At 69.8% G+C, this 16,639-nt stretch carries 13 protein-coding genes; 6 read left to right on the forward strand and 7 right to left on the reverse strand.

All coding sequences use genetic code 11. The features are described 5' to 3' along the window. Positions 1-66: 66 nt before the first annotated feature. Genes VF522_RS03595 through VF522_RS03605 form a run of 3 tightly spaced genes read right to left on the reverse strand, consistent with a single transcriptional unit; the run spans position 67 to position 1,643 of the window. The gene (locus VF522_RS03595) at positions 67-786 is read right to left on the reverse strand and encodes a class I SAM-dependent methyltransferase (protein WP_330906852.1); all 720 of its coding nucleotides are present in this window, start codon (positions 784-786) and stop codon (positions 67-69) included. Positions 787-790: 4 nt separating this feature from the next. Further along, positions 791-1,213, reverse strand: a complete 423-nt coding sequence (locus VF522_RS03600) for a hypothetical protein (RefSeq protein WP_330906853.1) — start codon at positions 1,211-1,213, stop codon at positions 791-793. 16 nt (positions 1,214-1,229) lie between these two features. Then, positions 1,230-1,643 (reverse strand): hypothetical protein, encoded by a 414-nt coding sequence (locus VF522_RS03605; RefSeq protein WP_330906854.1) that lies wholly within the window; start codon positions 1,641-1,643, stop codon positions 1,230-1,232. A 265-nt stretch (positions 1,644-1,908) separates the two neighbouring features. Here VF522_RS03605 and VF522_RS03610 point away from each other — a divergent pair, with 265 nt between their 5' ends. Continuing rightward, a complete protein-coding gene (locus tag VF522_RS03610; RefSeq protein WP_330906855.1) occupies positions 1,909-6,723 on the forward strand; it encodes an NAD-glutamate dehydrogenase in 4,815 nt (1,604 codons plus the stop codon). 34 nt (positions 6,724-6,757) lie between these two features. On the opposite strand, the gene VF522_RS03615 is transcribed toward VF522_RS03610, so the two are convergent. Beyond that, positions 6,758-7,981 carry an RtcB family protein gene (locus VF522_RS03615; RefSeq protein ID WP_330906856.1) on the reverse strand — a complete coding sequence of 408 codons (1,224 nt, stop codon included), beginning with the start codon at positions 7,979-7,981 and terminating at the stop codon, positions 6,758-6,760. A 117-nt stretch (positions 7,982-8,098) separates the two neighbouring features. Here VF522_RS03615 and VF522_RS03620 point away from each other — a divergent pair, with 117 nt between their 5' ends. From VF522_RS03620 to VF522_RS03640, 5 genes are all read left to right on the forward strand, one after another. Continuing rightward, entirely contained in the window at positions 8,099-9,130 is a 1,032-nt protein-coding gene (locus VF522_RS03620; RefSeq protein WP_330906857.1) for an SPFH domain-containing protein, read from the forward strand. An 82-nt stretch (positions 9,131-9,212) separates the two neighbouring features. Beyond that, positions 9,213-10,709 carry a DUF4178 domain-containing protein gene (locus VF522_RS03625; RefSeq protein WP_330906858.1) on the forward strand — a complete coding sequence of 499 codons (1,497 nt, stop codon included), beginning with the start codon at positions 9,213-9,215 and terminating at the stop codon, positions 10,707-10,709. A gap of 21 nt (positions 10,710-10,730) precedes the next feature. Next, positions 10,731-10,952, forward strand: a complete 222-nt coding sequence (locus VF522_RS03630; RefSeq protein WP_330906859.1) for a DUF350 domain-containing protein — start codon at positions 10,731-10,733, stop codon at positions 10,950-10,952. Next, positions 10,949-12,475, forward strand: a complete 1,527-nt coding sequence (locus tag VF522_RS03635) for a polyamine aminopropyltransferase (protein ID WP_330906860.1) — start codon at positions 10,949-10,951, stop codon at positions 12,473-12,475. Before VF522_RS03630 ends, VF522_RS03635 begins: the two co-directional genes overlap by 4 nt. Beyond that, positions 12,472-14,010, forward strand: coding sequence for an FAD-dependent oxidoreductase (locus VF522_RS03640; protein ID WP_330906861.1), 1,539 nt, complete (start codon positions 12,472-12,474; stop codon positions 14,008-14,010). The genes VF522_RS03635 and VF522_RS03640 overlap by 4 nt, the downstream gene beginning before the upstream one ends. 80 nt (positions 14,011-14,090) lie before the next feature. Here VF522_RS03640 and VF522_RS03645 read toward each other — a convergent pair whose 3' ends face one another. Genes VF522_RS03645 through speD form a run of 3 tightly spaced genes read right to left on the reverse strand, consistent with a single transcriptional unit; the run spans position 14,091 to position 16,613 of the window. After that, on the reverse strand, positions 14,091-15,488 hold the full coding sequence (locus tag VF522_RS03645; protein ID WP_330906862.1) for an aminopeptidase P N-terminal domain-containing protein: 1,398 nt from the start codon (positions 15,486-15,488) through the stop codon (positions 14,091-14,093). 55 nt (positions 15,489-15,543) lie between these two features. Further along, entirely contained in the window at positions 15,544-16,242 is a 699-nt protein-coding gene (murU, locus tag VF522_RS03650; RefSeq protein ID WP_330906863.1) for an N-acetylmuramate alpha-1-phosphate uridylyltransferase MurU, read from the reverse strand. Next, on the reverse strand, positions 16,239-16,613 hold the full coding sequence (gene speD / locus VF522_RS03655; RefSeq protein WP_330906864.1) for an adenosylmethionine decarboxylase: 375 nt from the start codon (positions 16,611-16,613) through the stop codon (positions 16,239-16,241). The genes murU and speD overlap by 4 nt, the downstream gene beginning before the upstream one ends. Positions 16,614-16,639: the final 26 nt, after the last annotated feature.

Consider the following 16,639-nt stretch of genomic DNA (forward strand, 5'->3'; position numbering starts at 1 on the left):
CGACCTACGAAGAGCGGGACCCGTAGGTCGGGGTGAGCGCGCGAAGCGCCGAACCCCGACGCCACGTCACGCCGGTTTCACCGCCACCAGGTTCAACAACGTCTCCTCCCGCTCCTTCGGCGGCACCACCCCGAACCACCGCTCCAGGATGCCGAGGTCGCCCCGGCTCCACCAGAGATAGGGATAGGACACCTGCGCTTCCGGCACGGCGAAGCCCGCCTGCCGCAGCATCTGCAGGTACTCCGGTGCGCTGCGCTGCACGTCCATGGGATGGCGGAACAGCGCGCGGATCATCCACGAGTGGATGTAGCGCCGGGTGGATTCCGCGAACAGCAGCAGCCCGCCCGGCTTCAGCACCCGCAGGAATTCGGCCAGCGCCTGCTCCTGCTCCACGATGTGGTGGAAGGTCTGGTGGCAGAACAGCAGGTCCACCGAGGCATCCTCCAGCGGCATGCGCGTGTTGGACGACTCCAGCAGCTTCACCGCCACGCCGGAGCGCGCCGCCTCGGCGCGGGCCATGGCGAGCATCTGCGGATCGATGTCCACGCCCACCAGTTCGCGCGGGACGAAGCGCTGCGCCAGCTTGGACAGCGAGTAGCCGCTGCCGCAGCCGACATCGACCACCACGTCGTAGCTCGCGCGGCGATCGGGGATCAGCCCCACCAGGTCGGACATCGCGCGTTCGAGCACGTGGACGCGCCACGTCTCGGTCTTCAGGAACCACTTGCCGAAGCGCGTCTCCTCCACATACGGGACGGACGCGCGGGGAATCGTCTGCGTGCTCAAGCGGTCAGGCCTTCGCCAGCTCGATGCGGATCGCCTGCACGAGCTCCTGCACCCACTGGTTGTAGAACGGATGGATCACGCCCTTGCCGTCCGGCCCGGGCGCGTACTTCATGTTGATGCTGTCGCGGTAGAACACCGAGAAGTCCGCGGCCGTGTAGTGGATCTCGGACGTCACCGTGTGCGTGCGCACGTGGTAGGTGGCGATCATCCGGCCCGGGGCGACTTCGGTGATCGCCCACTTGCGTTCGGTGGCCAGGGCCGCGGCGAGGATCGCCTTCTTCACGTCCTCCGCCTTCAGCTGCCTGCCGGGAGCGGCGGCGGCGGACAGGTTTCCGGGGTTCACGATCGGCACGGGCAGCCGCTGCGCGGATGCCGGCAGGACGGTGGCCGCGAGCACGGTCGCGAGAAGCAGGTGGAGGACGCGCATCGGGATCTCCTGGCCCTCAGGGCTTCAGCAGCTGCATGCGGGTGTCGTCGATCAGCTTCTGCACCCACATGTTGTACTTGGGATGGATCGTGCCCGCGCCGTCGCCCGGCTCGTAGTTCATGTTGCTGCTGTCGCGGTACTTGATCGCGTACTTGCCGGGGCCATAGGTGATCTCGGTGCTCACCGAGTGCTTGCCGCGCACGTCCAGCACGGCGAGCGCCTTGCCGTTGCCGGCCGGCGTGATCGTCCAGCCGCGGCTGGCGCCGGCCAGCTGCAGCGCGTTGCGGATCTGTTCGGCGGTGGCGGGCTGGCCCGACGCGCGCGTGGCGGCAATCGCCTCGTGGTTGACGATGGGGACGTTGCCGCGCGCGTGTGCGTTCAGGGCGGCGGCCAGGGCCAGCATGGCGGCCAGCAGGCGCAGGATCTTCATGGTTTTTCCCTCCAGCGATGCAGCCGCCCGGCCGGTCCCGGGGGCGGTGCACGGTTGTTCGTATGGATGCCCGGGACCCAGCTCGTCAGTGTAGCAACGGCGTTACGACTGGGGCTCCGCCCATCGGCGGAGGCGGCAGTCCGTCACGGAATGGCCCCTGGTGCGTGGCGGCGCGGGCTCATGCCTGTTGCGCATGAGGTCGCCCGCACTTGGCATTGGCACGGCGGCGTGCCCGCTCGTACAGTGGCGCCCAGGAGACCCGCCCATGGCCGCCACCATCACCGAAGCGCAGCGCGAAGAGCGCATTGCCGCCCTGCTCGCCCGCGCGGCAGACCGTCCCGCTCCCGCCAGCGCCGTGCCGCTGGACGGCTTCGCCCGCGAATACTTCCGCCAGGTGGACCTGGAGGACCTGGACGAGCGCACGCCGGAAGACCTGCTCGGCGCCCTGCTCTCGCACTGGCAGTTCGCTTCGCAGCGGCCGCCGGGTGCGCCGAAAGTTCGCGTCTTCAGCCCTTCGCCCGGCGCCGACGGCTGGGGCTCGCGCCACACCATCGTGCAGGTCGTCAACGACGACATGCCTTTCCTGGTGGACTCGGTGTCGCTGGAGATCGCGCGCCACGGCCTGGCGCTGCACCTGATCGTGCATCCGATCTTCGCGGTGCAGCGCGATGCGAACGGCGTGCTGCAGTCGGTGCAGCCGCGGCACAGCGCGCCGGACCTGCCGCGCGAATCCTGGATGTACATCGAGGTGGACCGCACCGTCGACGCCGGGCAGCGCGCCGCGCTGGCCCAGGGCATCGAGCGCGTGCTGGCCGACGTGCGCGCGGCGGTGACGGACTGGCAGCCCATGGTGGCCCGCCTGCACGACGCGGCCAAGGCACTGGAGCAGCCGCCCGCGGGCGTGTCGCCCGAGGAAGCGGCCGAGAGCCGGGCCTTCCTGGCCTGGCTCGCCGAGGACCACTTCACCCTGCTCGGATACCGCCAGCACGACCTGCTGGAAGAAGACGGCAACCTCGTGCTGCGCAGCGTGCCGGGCACCGGGCTCGGGCTCCTGCGCGAGGGCAGCGGTCCCGGCGCCTCGGCCAGTTTCGCCGCCCTGCCGCCGGCGGCACGCGCACTGGCGCGCGCGCCCTCGCCGGCGCTGGTGGTGAGCAAGGCCAACACGCGTTCCACCGTGCACCGCGACGGCTACACCGACTACATCGGCGTCAAGCGCTACGACGGCAAGGGGCAGGTGATCGGGGAGCACCGGTTCATCGGCCTGTTCACGTCGGCCGCCTACATGTCGCGCGTGCTGGAGACGCCGCTGCTGCGGCGCAAGGTCGAGGCGATGGAACAGCGCGCCGGCTTCGCGCCCGGCGGCCACCTCGCCAAGGCGCTGCAGCACACGCTGGAGACCTTCCCGCGCGACGACCTGTTCCAGATCACGCCCGACGACCTGTACGACACGGCCACCGGCGTCCTCGCCCTCGGCGAGCGGCACCGGCTGCGCCTGTTCACCTGGAAGGACCCGTTCGACCGCTTCGTCTCCTGCCTGCTGTTCGTGCCGCGCGAGAGCTTCTCGACCCAGCTGCGCCTGAAGTTCCAGCGCATCCTGATGAAGGAGCTGAACGGCACGCACGTCGATTTCGACGTGCTGCTGTCCGGCACGCAGCTCGCGCGCATCCACTTCACCGTGCGCATCGCGCCCAACCCGATGCCGGCCTTCGACCGCAAGGACCTGGAGCGCAAGCTGGCCGGCGTGGCACGGCGCTGGGAAGACGAACTGCGCGACGCCCTGGTGGAGACCGAGGGTGAAGCCGGCGGTCTCGGCCTGGACCGCCGCTGGAGCGCCGCCTTCCCGGTGGCCTATCGGGAACGCACCGCCGGCCGCGCCGCGGTGCACGACATCCGCAAGCTGGAGACCCTGTCGCGCGAGAACCCGTTCGCGCTCGCGCTGTACTGGCCGCTCGGCGCCACTGAAGGCCGATTGGGCCTGAAGGTGTACCGCCTCGGCGCGCCGGTGGTGCTGTCGGACAGCCTGCCGATGCTGGAGCACATGGGCGTGCGCGTCCTTACCGAGGACAACCACCGCATCGAGCGGCCCGGCGGCGAGCCGGTGTTCCTGCACGACTTCGCGCTGGAGGCGCGGCCCAATCCCGAGATCGATCCGCAGGCCCTGGCGCGCCTGTTCGAGGATGCCTTCGCGCGCGTGTTCCGCGGCGAGGTGGAGAACGACGAGTTCAACCGCCTGGTGCTGCTGGCGGCCCTGTCCGCCGAGGAAGTGGTGGTGCTGCGCTCCTACGCGAAGTACCTCAAGCAGATCGGCTTCGCGCAGTCGCAGGCGACGATCTCCGCCACGCTGGCCAGCCATCCGCGCATCGCGCGCATGCTGGTGTCTCTGTTCCGCCTGCGCTTCGATCCGGAAAAGCAGGACGAGCAGGGCGCGGCTTCGCAGGTGAACGCGCTGCAGCAGGCGCTGGACAAGGTGAGCAACCTGTCGGAAGACCGGGTGCTGCGCCAGCTGCTGGCGCTGGTGCAGGCGACGCTGCGCACGAACTTCTGGCGCACCGGCGTGGGCGCATCGGGGGCTGCCGGCGCGCGCCGTCCCTTCCTCAGCTTCAAGCTCGACTCCGCCAAGGTGCCGGGCCTGCCGCAGCCGCGGCCGCTGTACGAGATCTGGGTCTATTCGCCGCGCTTCGAGGGCATCCACCTGCGCGGCGGCAAGGTGGCGCGCGGCGGCCTGCGCTGGTCGGACCGGCCGGACGACTTCCGTACCGAGGTGCTGGGCCTGGTGAAGGCGCAGATGGTGAAGAACACGGTGATCGTGCCGGTGGGCTCCAAGGGCGGCTTCGTTCTGAAGAAGGCGCCGCCGTCCTCCGACCGCGAGGCCTTCATGAAGGAAGGCATCGCCTGCTACCAGGACTACCTGCGCGGTCTGCTGGACCTCACCGACAACCTGGTGGGCGGCAAGACCGTGCCGCCGCCGCAGGTGCGGCGCATCGACGGCGACGACCCCTACCTGGTGGTCGCGGCCGACAAGGGCACGGCGACGTTCTCCGACCACGCCAACGCGATCAGCGCCGAATACGGCCACTGGCTGGGAGACGCCTTCGCCTCCGGCGGCAGCCAGGGCTACGACCACAAGGCGATGGGCATCACGGCGCGCGGCGCCTGGGAAAGCGTCAAGCGGCACTTCCGCGAGCTGGGGCTGGACACGCAGTCGACCGACTTCACCGTGGTGGGGGTCGGCGACATGTCGGGCGACGTGTTCGGCAACGGCATGCTGCTGTCGCGTCACATCCGCCTGCTGGCCGCCTTCGACCATCGCCACATCTTCATCGACCCGAATCCGGACGCGGAACGCTCGTTCGCCGAACGCGAGCGCCTGTTCCAGCTGCCGCGCTCGTCCTGGGCCGACTACGAGCGCAGCCTGATCTCCGAAGGCGGCGGCATCTGGGCGCGTTCCGAGAAGTCGGTGCCGCTGTCGCCGCAAGCGCGCGCGGCGCTCGGCATCGAGGCGGAGCAGCTCACGCCGGCCGAACTGGTGAGCGCGATCCTGAAGGCGCCGGCGGACCTGCTGTACAACGGCGGCATCGGAACCTACGTCAAGGCGTCGAGCGAAACGCACGCCGAAGTCGGCGATCGCGCCAACGACGCGGTGCGCATCGACGGCGACGACCTGCGCTGCAAGGTGGTGGCCGAGGGCGGCAACCTCGGCTTCACGCAGCGGGGCCGCATCGAAGCGGCATTGGCCGGCGTGCGCCTGAACACCGACGCGATCGACAACTCCGCGGGCGTCGACACCTCGGACCACGAGGTCAACATCAAGATCCTGCTGGGGATCGCGGAAGGCGACGGCGAACTCACCGGGAAGCAGCGCAACACCCTGCTGCCGCAGATGACGGACGACGTCGCCGCGCTGGTGCTGCGCGACAACTACTTCCAGACGCAGGCGCTGTCGCTCGGCCAGCGGCTCGCCCCGCGGCAGCTGGAGGAACAGGCCCGCTTCATCCGCTTCCTGGAGAAGAAGGGCGAGCTGAATCGCGAAATCGAGTTCCTCCCGAGCGAGGACGCGATCGCCGATCGCAAGGCCAAGGGACTGGGCCTCACCTCGCCGGAGCAGGCGGTGCTGCTCGCGTACAGCAAGATGTGGCTGAACGACGAGCTGATCGCCTCCGACCTGCCGGAGGATCCCTGGATCGCGACGGCGCTGGAGCGCTACTTCCCGACGCTGCTGAAGGAGAAGTTCGCTGGCTTCATCCCGCGCCATCCGCTGCGCCGCGAGATCATCGCCACGCACGTGTTGAACAGCATGGTGAACCGGGTCGGCCCGACCTTCGTGCACCGGGAAGGCGAGATCACCGGCGCGACACCGCCGCAGGTGGTGCGCGCCTACCTGGCGTCCCGCGAAGTGTTCGGGCTGGTGCCGGTATGGCAGAAGATCGAGGCGCTGGACAGCCGGGTGCCCGACGCGGTGCAGGCCGAGATGGTGCTCGCGCTGCGCTCGCTGGTGACGCGCGCCACCACCTGGTTCCTGCGCTCGCGCCGCCTGTTCGAGCCGACGCAGCAGCAGGTGAGCCGCTTCGCGCCGGCGGTGCAGGCGCTGCGCTCGCACGCCGAGGCGGGCGCGCAGCCGTCCCCGCGCGCGCAAGGCTGGATCGCCGCCGGCGTTCCGCACGAGCTCGCCGCGCAGGTGGACGGCGCCGAGCGCCTGTTCCACGCACTGGACATCGCGGAGATCGCCGAGGCGAGCAAGCGGCCGCTGGAGCTCACGGCGCAGGTGCATGCCGGCGTCGGCGACCGTCTCGGGCTGGATCGCATGCGGCAGCAGATCGAGCTGCTGCCTGCCGACAGCTTCTGGCAAAGCCTCGCCAAACTGGCGCTGACCGACGACCTCACGGACCTGCAGCGCTCGATCGCCAACGAAGCGCTGGGCCACGAAGCCGGCAGCGTGCGCGAAGTGCTGGACCGCTGGGAAGCGGGCAACCGCCAGGCGCTGGCGCGCGCACAGCGCTTGCTGGCGGAGCTGAAGGACACGCCGGGAAGCGACCTGGCGATGCTGTCGGTGGCGCTGCGGGAGTTGCGGAACCTGGTGTAGCCGTCACCCCCGCCTGCGCGGGGATGACGGGAGTTCATCCCTTCACGCACACCACCTGCTTCAGCGTGTGCACGACCTCGACGAGGTCGCCCTGCGCCTCCATCACGCGGTCGATGTCCTTGTACGCCGCCGGCGTCTCGTCGATCACGTCCTTGTCCTTGCGGCATTCCACGCCTTCGGTCGCGGCGCGGTGGTCGGCCAGGGTGAAGCGGCGCCTGGCTTCGCCGCGGCTCATGGCGCGGCCGGCGCCGTGCGAGCAGGAGTGGAAGCTGTCCGGGTTGCCCTTGCCGCGCACGATGTAGCTGCGCGCGCCCATGCTGCCCGGGATGATGCCCAGCTCGCCGGCTTTCGCGCTGACCGCGCCCTTGCGCGTGACGTAGACCTCCTCGCCGAAGTGCGTTTCCTTCTGCACGTAGTTGTGGTGGCAGTTCACCGCCTCGAGGTGCGCCTGGAAGTTCTTGCGGATCACGGTCTTCGCCGCCTCGATCACCCGCCGCATCATCACCTCGCGGTTCAGGCGCGCGAATTTCTGGGCCCAGCCGACCGCGCGCACGTAGTCGCCGAAGTAGCGCGAGCCTTCCTCGAAGTACGCGAGGTCGCGGTCCGGCAGGTGCACGTCGTTGCGCATCGCATCCTGCTTCGCCAGTTCGATGAATAGGGTGCCGATCGCGTTGCCCACGCCGCGCGAGCCCGAGTGCAGCATGAACCAGACGGCGCCTTCCTCGTCGAGGCAGACTTCGATGAAGTGGTTGCCGGTGCCCAGGGTGCCCAGGTGCTGGTGATTGTTGGTCTTGGTGAGCTTCGGGTAGTCGCGGCACAGCTCGGTGAATTCCGGCTCCAGCTGCGCCCAGGCGGTGTCCACCGCGCCGGGCGTCTTCTGCCAGGCGCCGGGATCGCGTGAGCCAGGCGAGCGCCCGTGCGGCACCGCGCGTTCGATCGCGGCGCGCAGCGGCGCCAGGTTGTCCGGCAGGTCGTCCGCGCGCAGCGTGGTCTTGCAGGCGATCATGCCGCAGCCGATGTCCACGCCCACCGCGGCCGGGATGATGGCGCGGAAGGTGGGGATCACCGAGCCGACGGTGGCGCCGATGCCGAAGTGCACGTCGGGCATCGCCGCGATGTGCCTGAACACGACCGGCAGGCGCGCGGCATTGGCCAGCTGGCGCCTGGCCTCGTCCTCGACGGGGACGCCGCGCGTCCACATCTTCACCGGCACGCCGCCGGTGGAATCGTCCTGGAGGTAGTTGGGTGGCTGCTGCATGGGGGCGGGTAGGACTCGACTTCTCCCGCAAAAGTTCACGGCCGGGCCGCGCTGGCTCTGCAATGAGGGGCCCAGCCGCTATCATGATCCGCACAACATCGAAGAGAGGAGTGCGCCATGGGTCTCATGGACTTCATCAAGAAGCAGTTCATCGACGTCATCCAGTGGACCGAGCAGGACGAGGGCACCCTCGCCTGGCGCTTCCCGATGGCCGGCATGGAGATCCAGTACGGCGCCTCCCTCACCGTGCGCGAGTCGCAGATGGCGGTGTTCGTCAACGAAGGCAAGATCGCCGACGTCTTCGGTCCCGGCATGTACAAGCTGACGACGCAGACCATCCCGGTGCTCACCTACCTGAAGAACTGGGACAAGCTGTTCGAGTCGCCCTTCAAGAGCGACGTGTACTTTTTCAGCACGCGCCAGCAGGTCGACCAGCGCTGGGGCACGACGCAGCCGATCGCCATCCGCGACAAGGACTTCGGCGCCGTGCGCCTGCGCGCTTTCGGCAACTACAGCTACACCGTCGTCGATCCGCGTGCCTTCCACACCAAGATCTCGGGCACGCGCGAGCTGTACACGGTGGGCGAGCTCGATGGCCAGCTGCGCGGGCTGGTGCTGCAGCACATGTCCGACGCCATCGCGCAAAGCGGCGTGCCCTTCCTCGACCTCGCGGCCAACCAGGTGGAGTTCGCCAACGCGCTGCAGAAGGAACTGGGCCCGGCCTTCGAGGCGATCGGCCTGCGCCTGGACGGCATGACGGTGCAGAACGTGTCGCTGCCGGAGGAGCTGCAGAAGGTGCTGGACCAGCGCATCGGCATGGGCATGGTCGGCAACGACATGGGCAAGTTCATGCAGTACCAGACTGGCCAGGCGATCCCCGAAATGGCCAAGGCGGCCGGCTCGGGCGGCGGCATCGCGGGCGATGCGATGGGGCTGGGCGCCGGCGTCGCATTGGGCCAGGTGCTCGCGCAGAACCTGCAGAGGGGCCTGCAGCCGGCGGAAGCGCCCGCCGCGGCGCCCGCCGCCACCGTGCGGCCCGAGGACGTGATGGCCACGCTGGAGAAGCTCGGCGAGCTCAAGGCCAAGGGCATCCTCACGCAGGAGGAGTTCGACGCCAAGAAGGCGGAACTGCTCAAGAAGCTGGTTTGAGGACCACCGGCCTTTGTCGTCCCGGCCTTGAGCCGGGACCCATGGTGGCGCGTGTGCGCCTGGATTGCGGGGCAAGCCCGCAATGACAAGCCCTCAACGTTCCTACACCGCGCCCTGCCCCGGGTGCGGCGCCCCCGTCGAATTCCGCAGCGCGCAGTCGACGCACGCGGTGTGCGGCTTTTGCCGCAGCACCGTCGTGCGCGACGGCGCCACGCTGGCGCGCGTGGGCAAGATGGCGGAGCTGTTCGAAGACCACAGCCCGCTGCAGCTGTTCGCGCGCGGCGCGTATCAGCAGCGGCCCTTCGCGCTGGTGGGACGGCTGCAGTTCCGCGGCCCCTCCGGCGCCTGGACCGAGTGGAACTGCCTGTTCGAGGATGGTGCCAGCGCCTGGCTGGCGGAAGACAACGGCGCCTACGTGCTGGCCCTGCCGGCGCCGTTCGGGCGCAGCGTGCCGAAGCCGGACCAGTTCCGCATCGGCGCCACCACCGCGGTCAACGGCAAGACCTACCAGGTCGCCTCCAACGAAACAGTCGCCCTGGTCGCGGCCGAAGGCGAACTGCCCAAGCTGCCGCCGCTGCATGCGCCTTTCGCGATGGTGGAATTGCGCAGCGCCGACAACGAGGTGCTGTCGCTGGATTTCGGCAGCACGCCGGCCGCCGCCTCGCGGGGCCGGCCGATCGCGCTCGACGAACTGCGGTTCACCGGCCTCAAGGACGGCAACGTCAAGACGGAGCAGGGCCGCCAGTTCAACTGCCCTCGATGCGGCGCCGCCATCGAAGTCCAGTTCACGCAGAGCAAGAGCGTCACCTGCCGCGCCTGCCACAGCCTGATCGACCTGTCGCAGGGTATCGGCGGCGAGCTGGCGCACGCGGAGCAGGACGAGCCGGTGGAACCGCTGGTCCCGCTGGGCAGCGTCGGCCAGCTGCAGGGCGTCCACTGGCAGGTGGTGGGTTACCAGAACCGCGTCGGCACCGAGCCCGACGATCCCGACGAGCATTTCGGCTGGGACGAATACCTCCTGTACAACGCCAAGCGCGGCTTCTCCTTCCTGGTGGACTCCAGCGAAGGCTGGAGCCTCGTCAAGCCGGTGACCGGCGCGCCGAACCCCGGCGCCGATTTCGCCACCGCGACCTACCTCGGCACCACCTATCGCCAGCAGTACGCCTACAAGGCGCAGACCAACTTCGTCGCGGGCGAGTTCTACTGGCCGGTGGAGCGCGGGCAGCGCACCTTCAACCGCGACTACGCCAAGGGCGACAGCCTGCTCTCGATGGAGGAGACGCCGCGCGAGCGCACCTGGTCGATGGGCAGCAGGCTCGCGAGCATCGAGATCGTGCGTGCCTTCAAGCTGGAAGGCAAGAAGGACGCGGTGCAGCGCGGCGACGCCGGCCCCACCACGCCCAGCGGCGGCGGCACGGGCTGCGGCTGCGCCACCATCATCCTGATCCTGCTGCTGATCTTCATCGTCGTGGCCATGCTCAAGGCCTGCGAGGACGAGAACTGGGCCCGCGGCAGCGGCAGCGGCTACACCTCGGGCGGTTCCGGCTACAGCGGATCCGGCGGGGGATTCCACAAGTGAACGCTTTTTCTGGAGGTCATCATGAACCTTGAGTGGCTGAAACCGGGCGCCTTCTTCGGCTCCATCCTCTACGCCTTCATCGGCGTGATGGTCTTCTGGGTGAGCTTCGTGATCATCGACAAGCTCACGCCCTACAAGCTGTGGGAAGAACTGGTCGAGAAGCAGAACATGGCGCTGGCGATCGTGGTCGGCGCCATGGCGCTGGGGCTGTCGATCATCGTCGCCGCGGCCGTCGTGGGATGAGCGTGCAGAAAGGGCCGCGCCCGCTGGAAGTGGCGCTGCTCGCATCGGTGTTCGTGGTCGCGGCCTGCGGCCTGGTGTACGAACTCGCCGCCGGCGCGCTCGCCTCCTACGTGCTGGGCGACTCGGTGCTGCAGTTCTCCACCGTGATCGGCGCCTACCTGTTCGCCATGGGCGTGGGCTCGTGGCTGTCGCGCTTCTTCGAGCGCCAGCTGCCGGCGCACTTCCTGCGCATCGAGCTGCTGGTGGCCCTGGTCGGCGGCCTGCTCCCGGCGACGCTGTTCCTCACGCACGCCTGGCAGCCGCAGGCCTTCCGCGTGCTGCTGTACGGCCTGGTGCTGGTGGTCGGCATGCTGGTGGGACTGGAGATCCCGCTGGTGATGCGCATCCTCAAGCGCAACGTGGCGCTGCGCGAGCTGGTGTCGCAGGTGCTCACCTTCGACTACCTCGGTGCGCTGGCGGTGTCTGTGGCCTTTCCCTTGTTGCTGGTGCCGCAGCTCGGGTTGATCCGCACGGGGCTCCTGTTCGGGCTGATGAACGCGCTGGTGGCGCTGTGGGCGCTCTGGCTGTTCCGGCACGAGCTGCGCCGCTTCGTCGCGCATGCGCTGGCCTGCCTGTTCACGGTCGGCGCGCTGGGCGCGGCCTTCGCCGGCTCGCAGAAGATCACCTCGCTGGCCGAAGACCGCTTCTACCAGGACAAGATCGTGCTCGCCGAGAGCTCGTCCTGGCAGCGCATCGTGGTGACGCAGGGCCGCGCCGGCCTGCGCCTGTTCCTCAACGGCAACCTGCAGTTCGCGCAGTCGGACGAGTACCGGTACCACGAAGCCCTGGTGCACCCCGCGATGGCCGCGCACGGCGCGCCGCGCAAGGTGGCGGTGCTGGGCGGCGGCGACGGCCTGGCGGTGCGCGAGCTGCTGCGCTATCCGGGCGTCGAGAGCATCACGCTGGTGGACCTGGATCCGAACATGACGCGGATCTTCTCGTCCGACCCCGCGCTGGCCGCGTTGAACGACGGTGCCTTGCGCTCGCCCAAGGTGAAGGTGATCAACACCGACGCCTTCCAGTGGCTGCAGCAGGTGCAGGACGTGTTCGACGTGATCGTCGTCGACTTCCCGGACCCCACCAACTTCTCCATCGGCAAGCTGTACACCAACGCCTTCTACGCGCTGCTGGAACAGCGGCTCGCCGCCAGCGGCTATGCGGTGATCCAGACCACCTCGCCCCTGATCGCGCGCCAGAGTTTCTGGACGGTCGTGGCGACCCTCGAGTCGGTGGGCCTGCAGACCGCGCCCTATCACGCGCACGTGCCCAGCTTCGGCGAGTGGGGCTTCATCATCGCCAGCCGCCGGCCGTGGCGCGCGCCGGAGGCGCTGCCCGAGGGCCTGCGCTTCCTCACCGTGCAGGGGGTGCCGCCGCTGTTCGACTTCCCGCGCGACATGGCGCGGGTGCCTGCCGAGGTGAACCGCCTCGCCAACCAGGCGCTCGTGACGACCTACGAACGCGAATGGGGCAAGGTGCATCCATGATCACGCGGCGGGCGCTGCTGGCGGGGGCCGCGGCCCTGGCCGGCTGCGAGTCGCGGCCGGAAGTGGAAGGCGCGTTCGCGGGCGCCGCGGTGGAACGCGGCCACCTGCTGCGCACGCGGCGCGACTGGCCGGCGCCCCACGCCACGCACCGCACGCAGGTGGTGATCGCCGGCGCCGGCATCGCCGGGCTGGCGGCGGCGCGCGCCTTGCGGCAGCGGCGCATCGAGGACTTCGTGCTGCTGGACCTGGAGGATGCGCCGGGCGGCAACAGCCGCGCGGGCCAGGTGGGCGGCATCGCCTGCCCGCTGGGCGCGCATTACCTGCCGGTGCCGGGCGACGACGCGCCCGAGGTGCAGGACCTGCTCGAGGAACTGGGCCTGCGCAGGCGCGTGGCCGGCCGCTGGGAGATCGACGAGCGCCACCTGTGCCATGCGCCGCAGGAGCGGCTGTACTTCCAGGGCGAGTGGCAGGAGGGTTTGCTGCCTTTGAATGGCGTGGGTGCGACGACCCGGGCGCAGTACGTGCGTTTCGCCCGCGAGGTGGCGGCGGCGCGCCGCGGCGGCGCCTTCCGCATTCCGCTGCGCGATCGCCGGCCGCTGCGCGCGCTCGACACGCAAACCTTCGCGCAGTGGCTCGCGGCGCGCGAGCTGAACGATCCGCAACTGCGCTGGTACCTGGATTACTGCTGCCGCGACGACTACGGCGCGGGGATCGCCACGGTGTCGGCCTGGGCGGGACTGCACTACTTCGCTGCGCGCCACGGTTTCCATCCGCCCGATGCGGACGAAGGCGGCGAGCGCGACGCCCTGCTCACCTGGCCGGAGGGCAACGGCTTCCTGGCGCGCGCGCTTGCCGCGCCGCTGCAGGAGCGCTTCCGCGGCGGCCGGCTCGTGCTGCGCATCGCGCAGCAGCGGCATGGCGTCGAGGTCGACACCTGGGACGTGCGCACGCAGCGCGTGGAGCGCTGGCAGGCGCAGCAGTGCATCGTGGCGCTGCCGGCCTTCGTCGCCGCGCGGGTGATCGAGAACCCGCCGGCGGCCGTGACGGCGCTCGCGCGCATGACCCGCCATGCGCCCTGGGTGGTGGCCAACCTGCACCTGCGCGAGCCGCTGTGGAAGACGCCGGGCGCGGCGCCGGCCTGGGACAACGTGGTGTACGGCAGCGAGACCAGCCTGGGCTACGTGGATGCGACGCACCAGGACCTGAATCCGGCGCCGGGGCCGACGGTGTTGACCTGGTATTGCGCGCCGGGGGAGCCCGCGCGCGGCGACGTGTTGCAGAAGCCGTGGACCGATTGGCGCGATCGCGTGGTGAAGGAGTTGTCGGTGCCGCACCGCGATCTCGAGCGGCATCTCACGCGGGTGGAAGTGACGCGGTATGGGCACGCGATGCCGGTGCCGGTGCCGGGGGCTCTGTCGAAGATGCCCTCGCCGCCGCCGTCGGGGCGCTTGCGCTTCGCGCACAGCGACTGGGCGGGGTATTCGATCTTCGAGGAGGCGTTTACCCTGGGAGACAAGGCAGGACGGGCTTCGTAGGCTGGGGTGGAACCCCAGCGCTTCGCGCCGTCGCTGGGGTTGCACCCCAGCCTACGAATGCGAGCCGATCGTGGCGGCGCTCACCCCCGCATCAACGCCTCGATCTCCTCCGCCTTCACCGGCACCCCCCGCGTGATCAGCTCGCAGCCTTGCGGCGTGACGATCGCGTCGTCCTCGATGCGGATGCCGATGTGGTGGAAGTGTTCCGGCACGCCCTCGCCGGGGCGCACGTAGATCCCCGGCTCGATCGTGAGCACCATCCCCGGCTGCAGGATGCGGCTCGGGCGGTTCTTGATGGTCTCGCCCGACAGCGGATCCTTGCGTTCGCTCACCGTCCCGACTTCCCCCGGCTCGACGTAGCTGCCGCAGTCGTGCACGTCCATGCCCAGCCAGTGGCCGGTGCGGTGCATGTAGAAGGGGAAGTAGGCGCGCTTCTCGATCACGTCGTCCAGCGTGCCGACCTTGCCGGCATCGAGCAGCTTCACGTCCAGCATGCCCTGCGCCAGCACCTTCACCGCCGCCTCGTGCGGATCGGTGAAGCGCGCGCCCGGCTTCGTAGCGGCCGCCGCCGCTTCCTGCGAAGCGAGCACGATGTCGTACAGCGCCCGCTGCGGGCCGGTGAACCTGCCGTCGGCGGGGAAGGTGCGCGTGATGTCGCTGGCGTAGCCATCGAGCTCGCAGCCGGCGTCGATCAGCACCAGTTCGCCGGCGTGCACCGGTGCCACGTCGGCGCGGTAGTGCAGAACGCAGGCGTTGGGCCCGGCGGCGACGATCGAGCTGTACGCGGGGTACTGCGAACCGCCCATGCGGAACTCGTGCATCAGCTCGGCGTCGAGGTGGAATTCGCGCACGTCCTGGCCGGCGCGCAGCATGCGCGCGCAGGTCTGCATCGCCCGCACGTGGGCGCGGGCGCTGATCGCGGCGGCGCGGCGCATGATGTCCTGCTCGTGCGCGTCCTTCACCAGCCGCATCTCGTCGAGGACGGAACACAGGTCGCGCTGCTGTTCCGGGCACAGGGCGCCGTAGCGCACGCGCGCCCGCACCTGGTTGAGCCAGCTCGCCACGCGCTCCTCCAGGCCCGGATGGATCGCGAAGGGGAACCACACGGTCTCGCGGTTCTCCAGCAGGCGCGGCATCTGCGTGTCGACTTCGCCGATCGGGAAGGCGGCGTTGACGCCGAGCGCACCGACCGCCGCTTCCGGGCCGAGCCGGTAGCCGTCCCAGATCTCGCGCTCCAGGTCCTTGGGCTGGCAGAACAGCGTGCTCTGGCCGTCGCCCGTCACCACCAGGAAGGCGTTCGGCTCGGTGAAGCCGGTCAGGTAGTAGAAGTAGCTGTCGTGGCGAAAGAGGAAATCGGAATCGCGGTTGCGCGGCCGCTCCGGCGCCGTGGGGATCAGGGCGATGCCGTTGGCCCCCAGCTGGGCGGCCATGCGGGCGCGGCGCCGGGCGTAGACGGAGGTGGGCACGGTGGTGTTCATGGGGACATTCTGGCGTCATTCCCGCGGAGGCGGGAATCCAGGGTTTTGAAGCCGTTCAGGCGTTCAGCGACGCCAGCCGCTCCGGCGTGCCGACGTCGATCCAGGGCCCGGTGTACAGCTCGGCGCTCACCTGGCCGCGGTCCATCGCCTGGCGCAGCAGCGGCGCGAGCGCGACCTTCAGCCCCTGCGGATTGCCCGCCGGCAGCGCATCGAAGAAGGACTTGCGGAACAGGGCCGTCGTCGAATAGGTGTGGCGCACGTCCGCCTGGTTCAGCGCCAGGCCCTCGGGCGACAGGCCGAAGTCGCCCTTCGTGTTGTGCGGCGGATTCGGCACCAGCCACAGGTGCGCCAGCTTGCCGCCCGCGAGGAAGCGGTCGAACGCGGCGCGGGTGAACAGGAAGCCGGGCATGTAGACGTCGCCCGCCACGATCCAGAACGCATCGGCGAGCTGCGGCAGCGCTCGCGCGATGCCGCCGGCCGTTTCCAGCGCGCCGCCGAAGTCCTTGCCTTCGTGCGAGTACGCGATGCGCACGCCGTGTTCGCTCTCGTGGCCATAGTGGTCCTCGAGCTGCTCGCCGAGCCAGGCGGTGTTGATCACCGCATCGCGGAAGCCGCCGTGCGCCAGCGCCTCCAGGTGGTAGTCGATCAGGGGCCGGCCCTTCACGCGCAGCAGCGGCTTGGGGCAGCTGTCGGTCAGCGGCCGCATGCGCTCGCCGCGTCCGGCGGCCAGGATCATGGCTTGGGGGGTGCTCATTCTTCGCCTCGATCCAGGGAGCGTTGTTCGGTCCATTCCGGCTGGAAGCGCTGCACCAGCGCCTCCATCAGGCCGCGTGCCTTGGCCGAGTGCTCGCCGCTGAAGTTGCAGACGTAGACGTCGCAGGTCACCGACTTTTCCTCGGGCCAGGTGTGCAGGCAGACATGCGATTCGGCCAGCAGCACGGTCGCCGTGACGCCGCCCGGTCCCTTGCCGGTGGCCGGAAAGGTGTGGAACAGCTGGTTGACGGCCCGCAGGCCCACGGCGTCCACCGCTTCCAGGCACCACGCGCCGAGCTTGGCTGCATCCGTGAGCCAATCCGGCGCGCAGCGGCAGCGGTACAGGTCGGCGGTGAGGTGCAGGCCCTTCATGCCCTCGAATGTATGCGAAGGGCCCC

Source organism: Ramlibacter sp., from assembly GCF_036383835.1.
Classification (GTDB): Bacteria; Pseudomonadota; Gammaproteobacteria; order Burkholderiales; family Burkholderiaceae_C; genus Ramlibacter.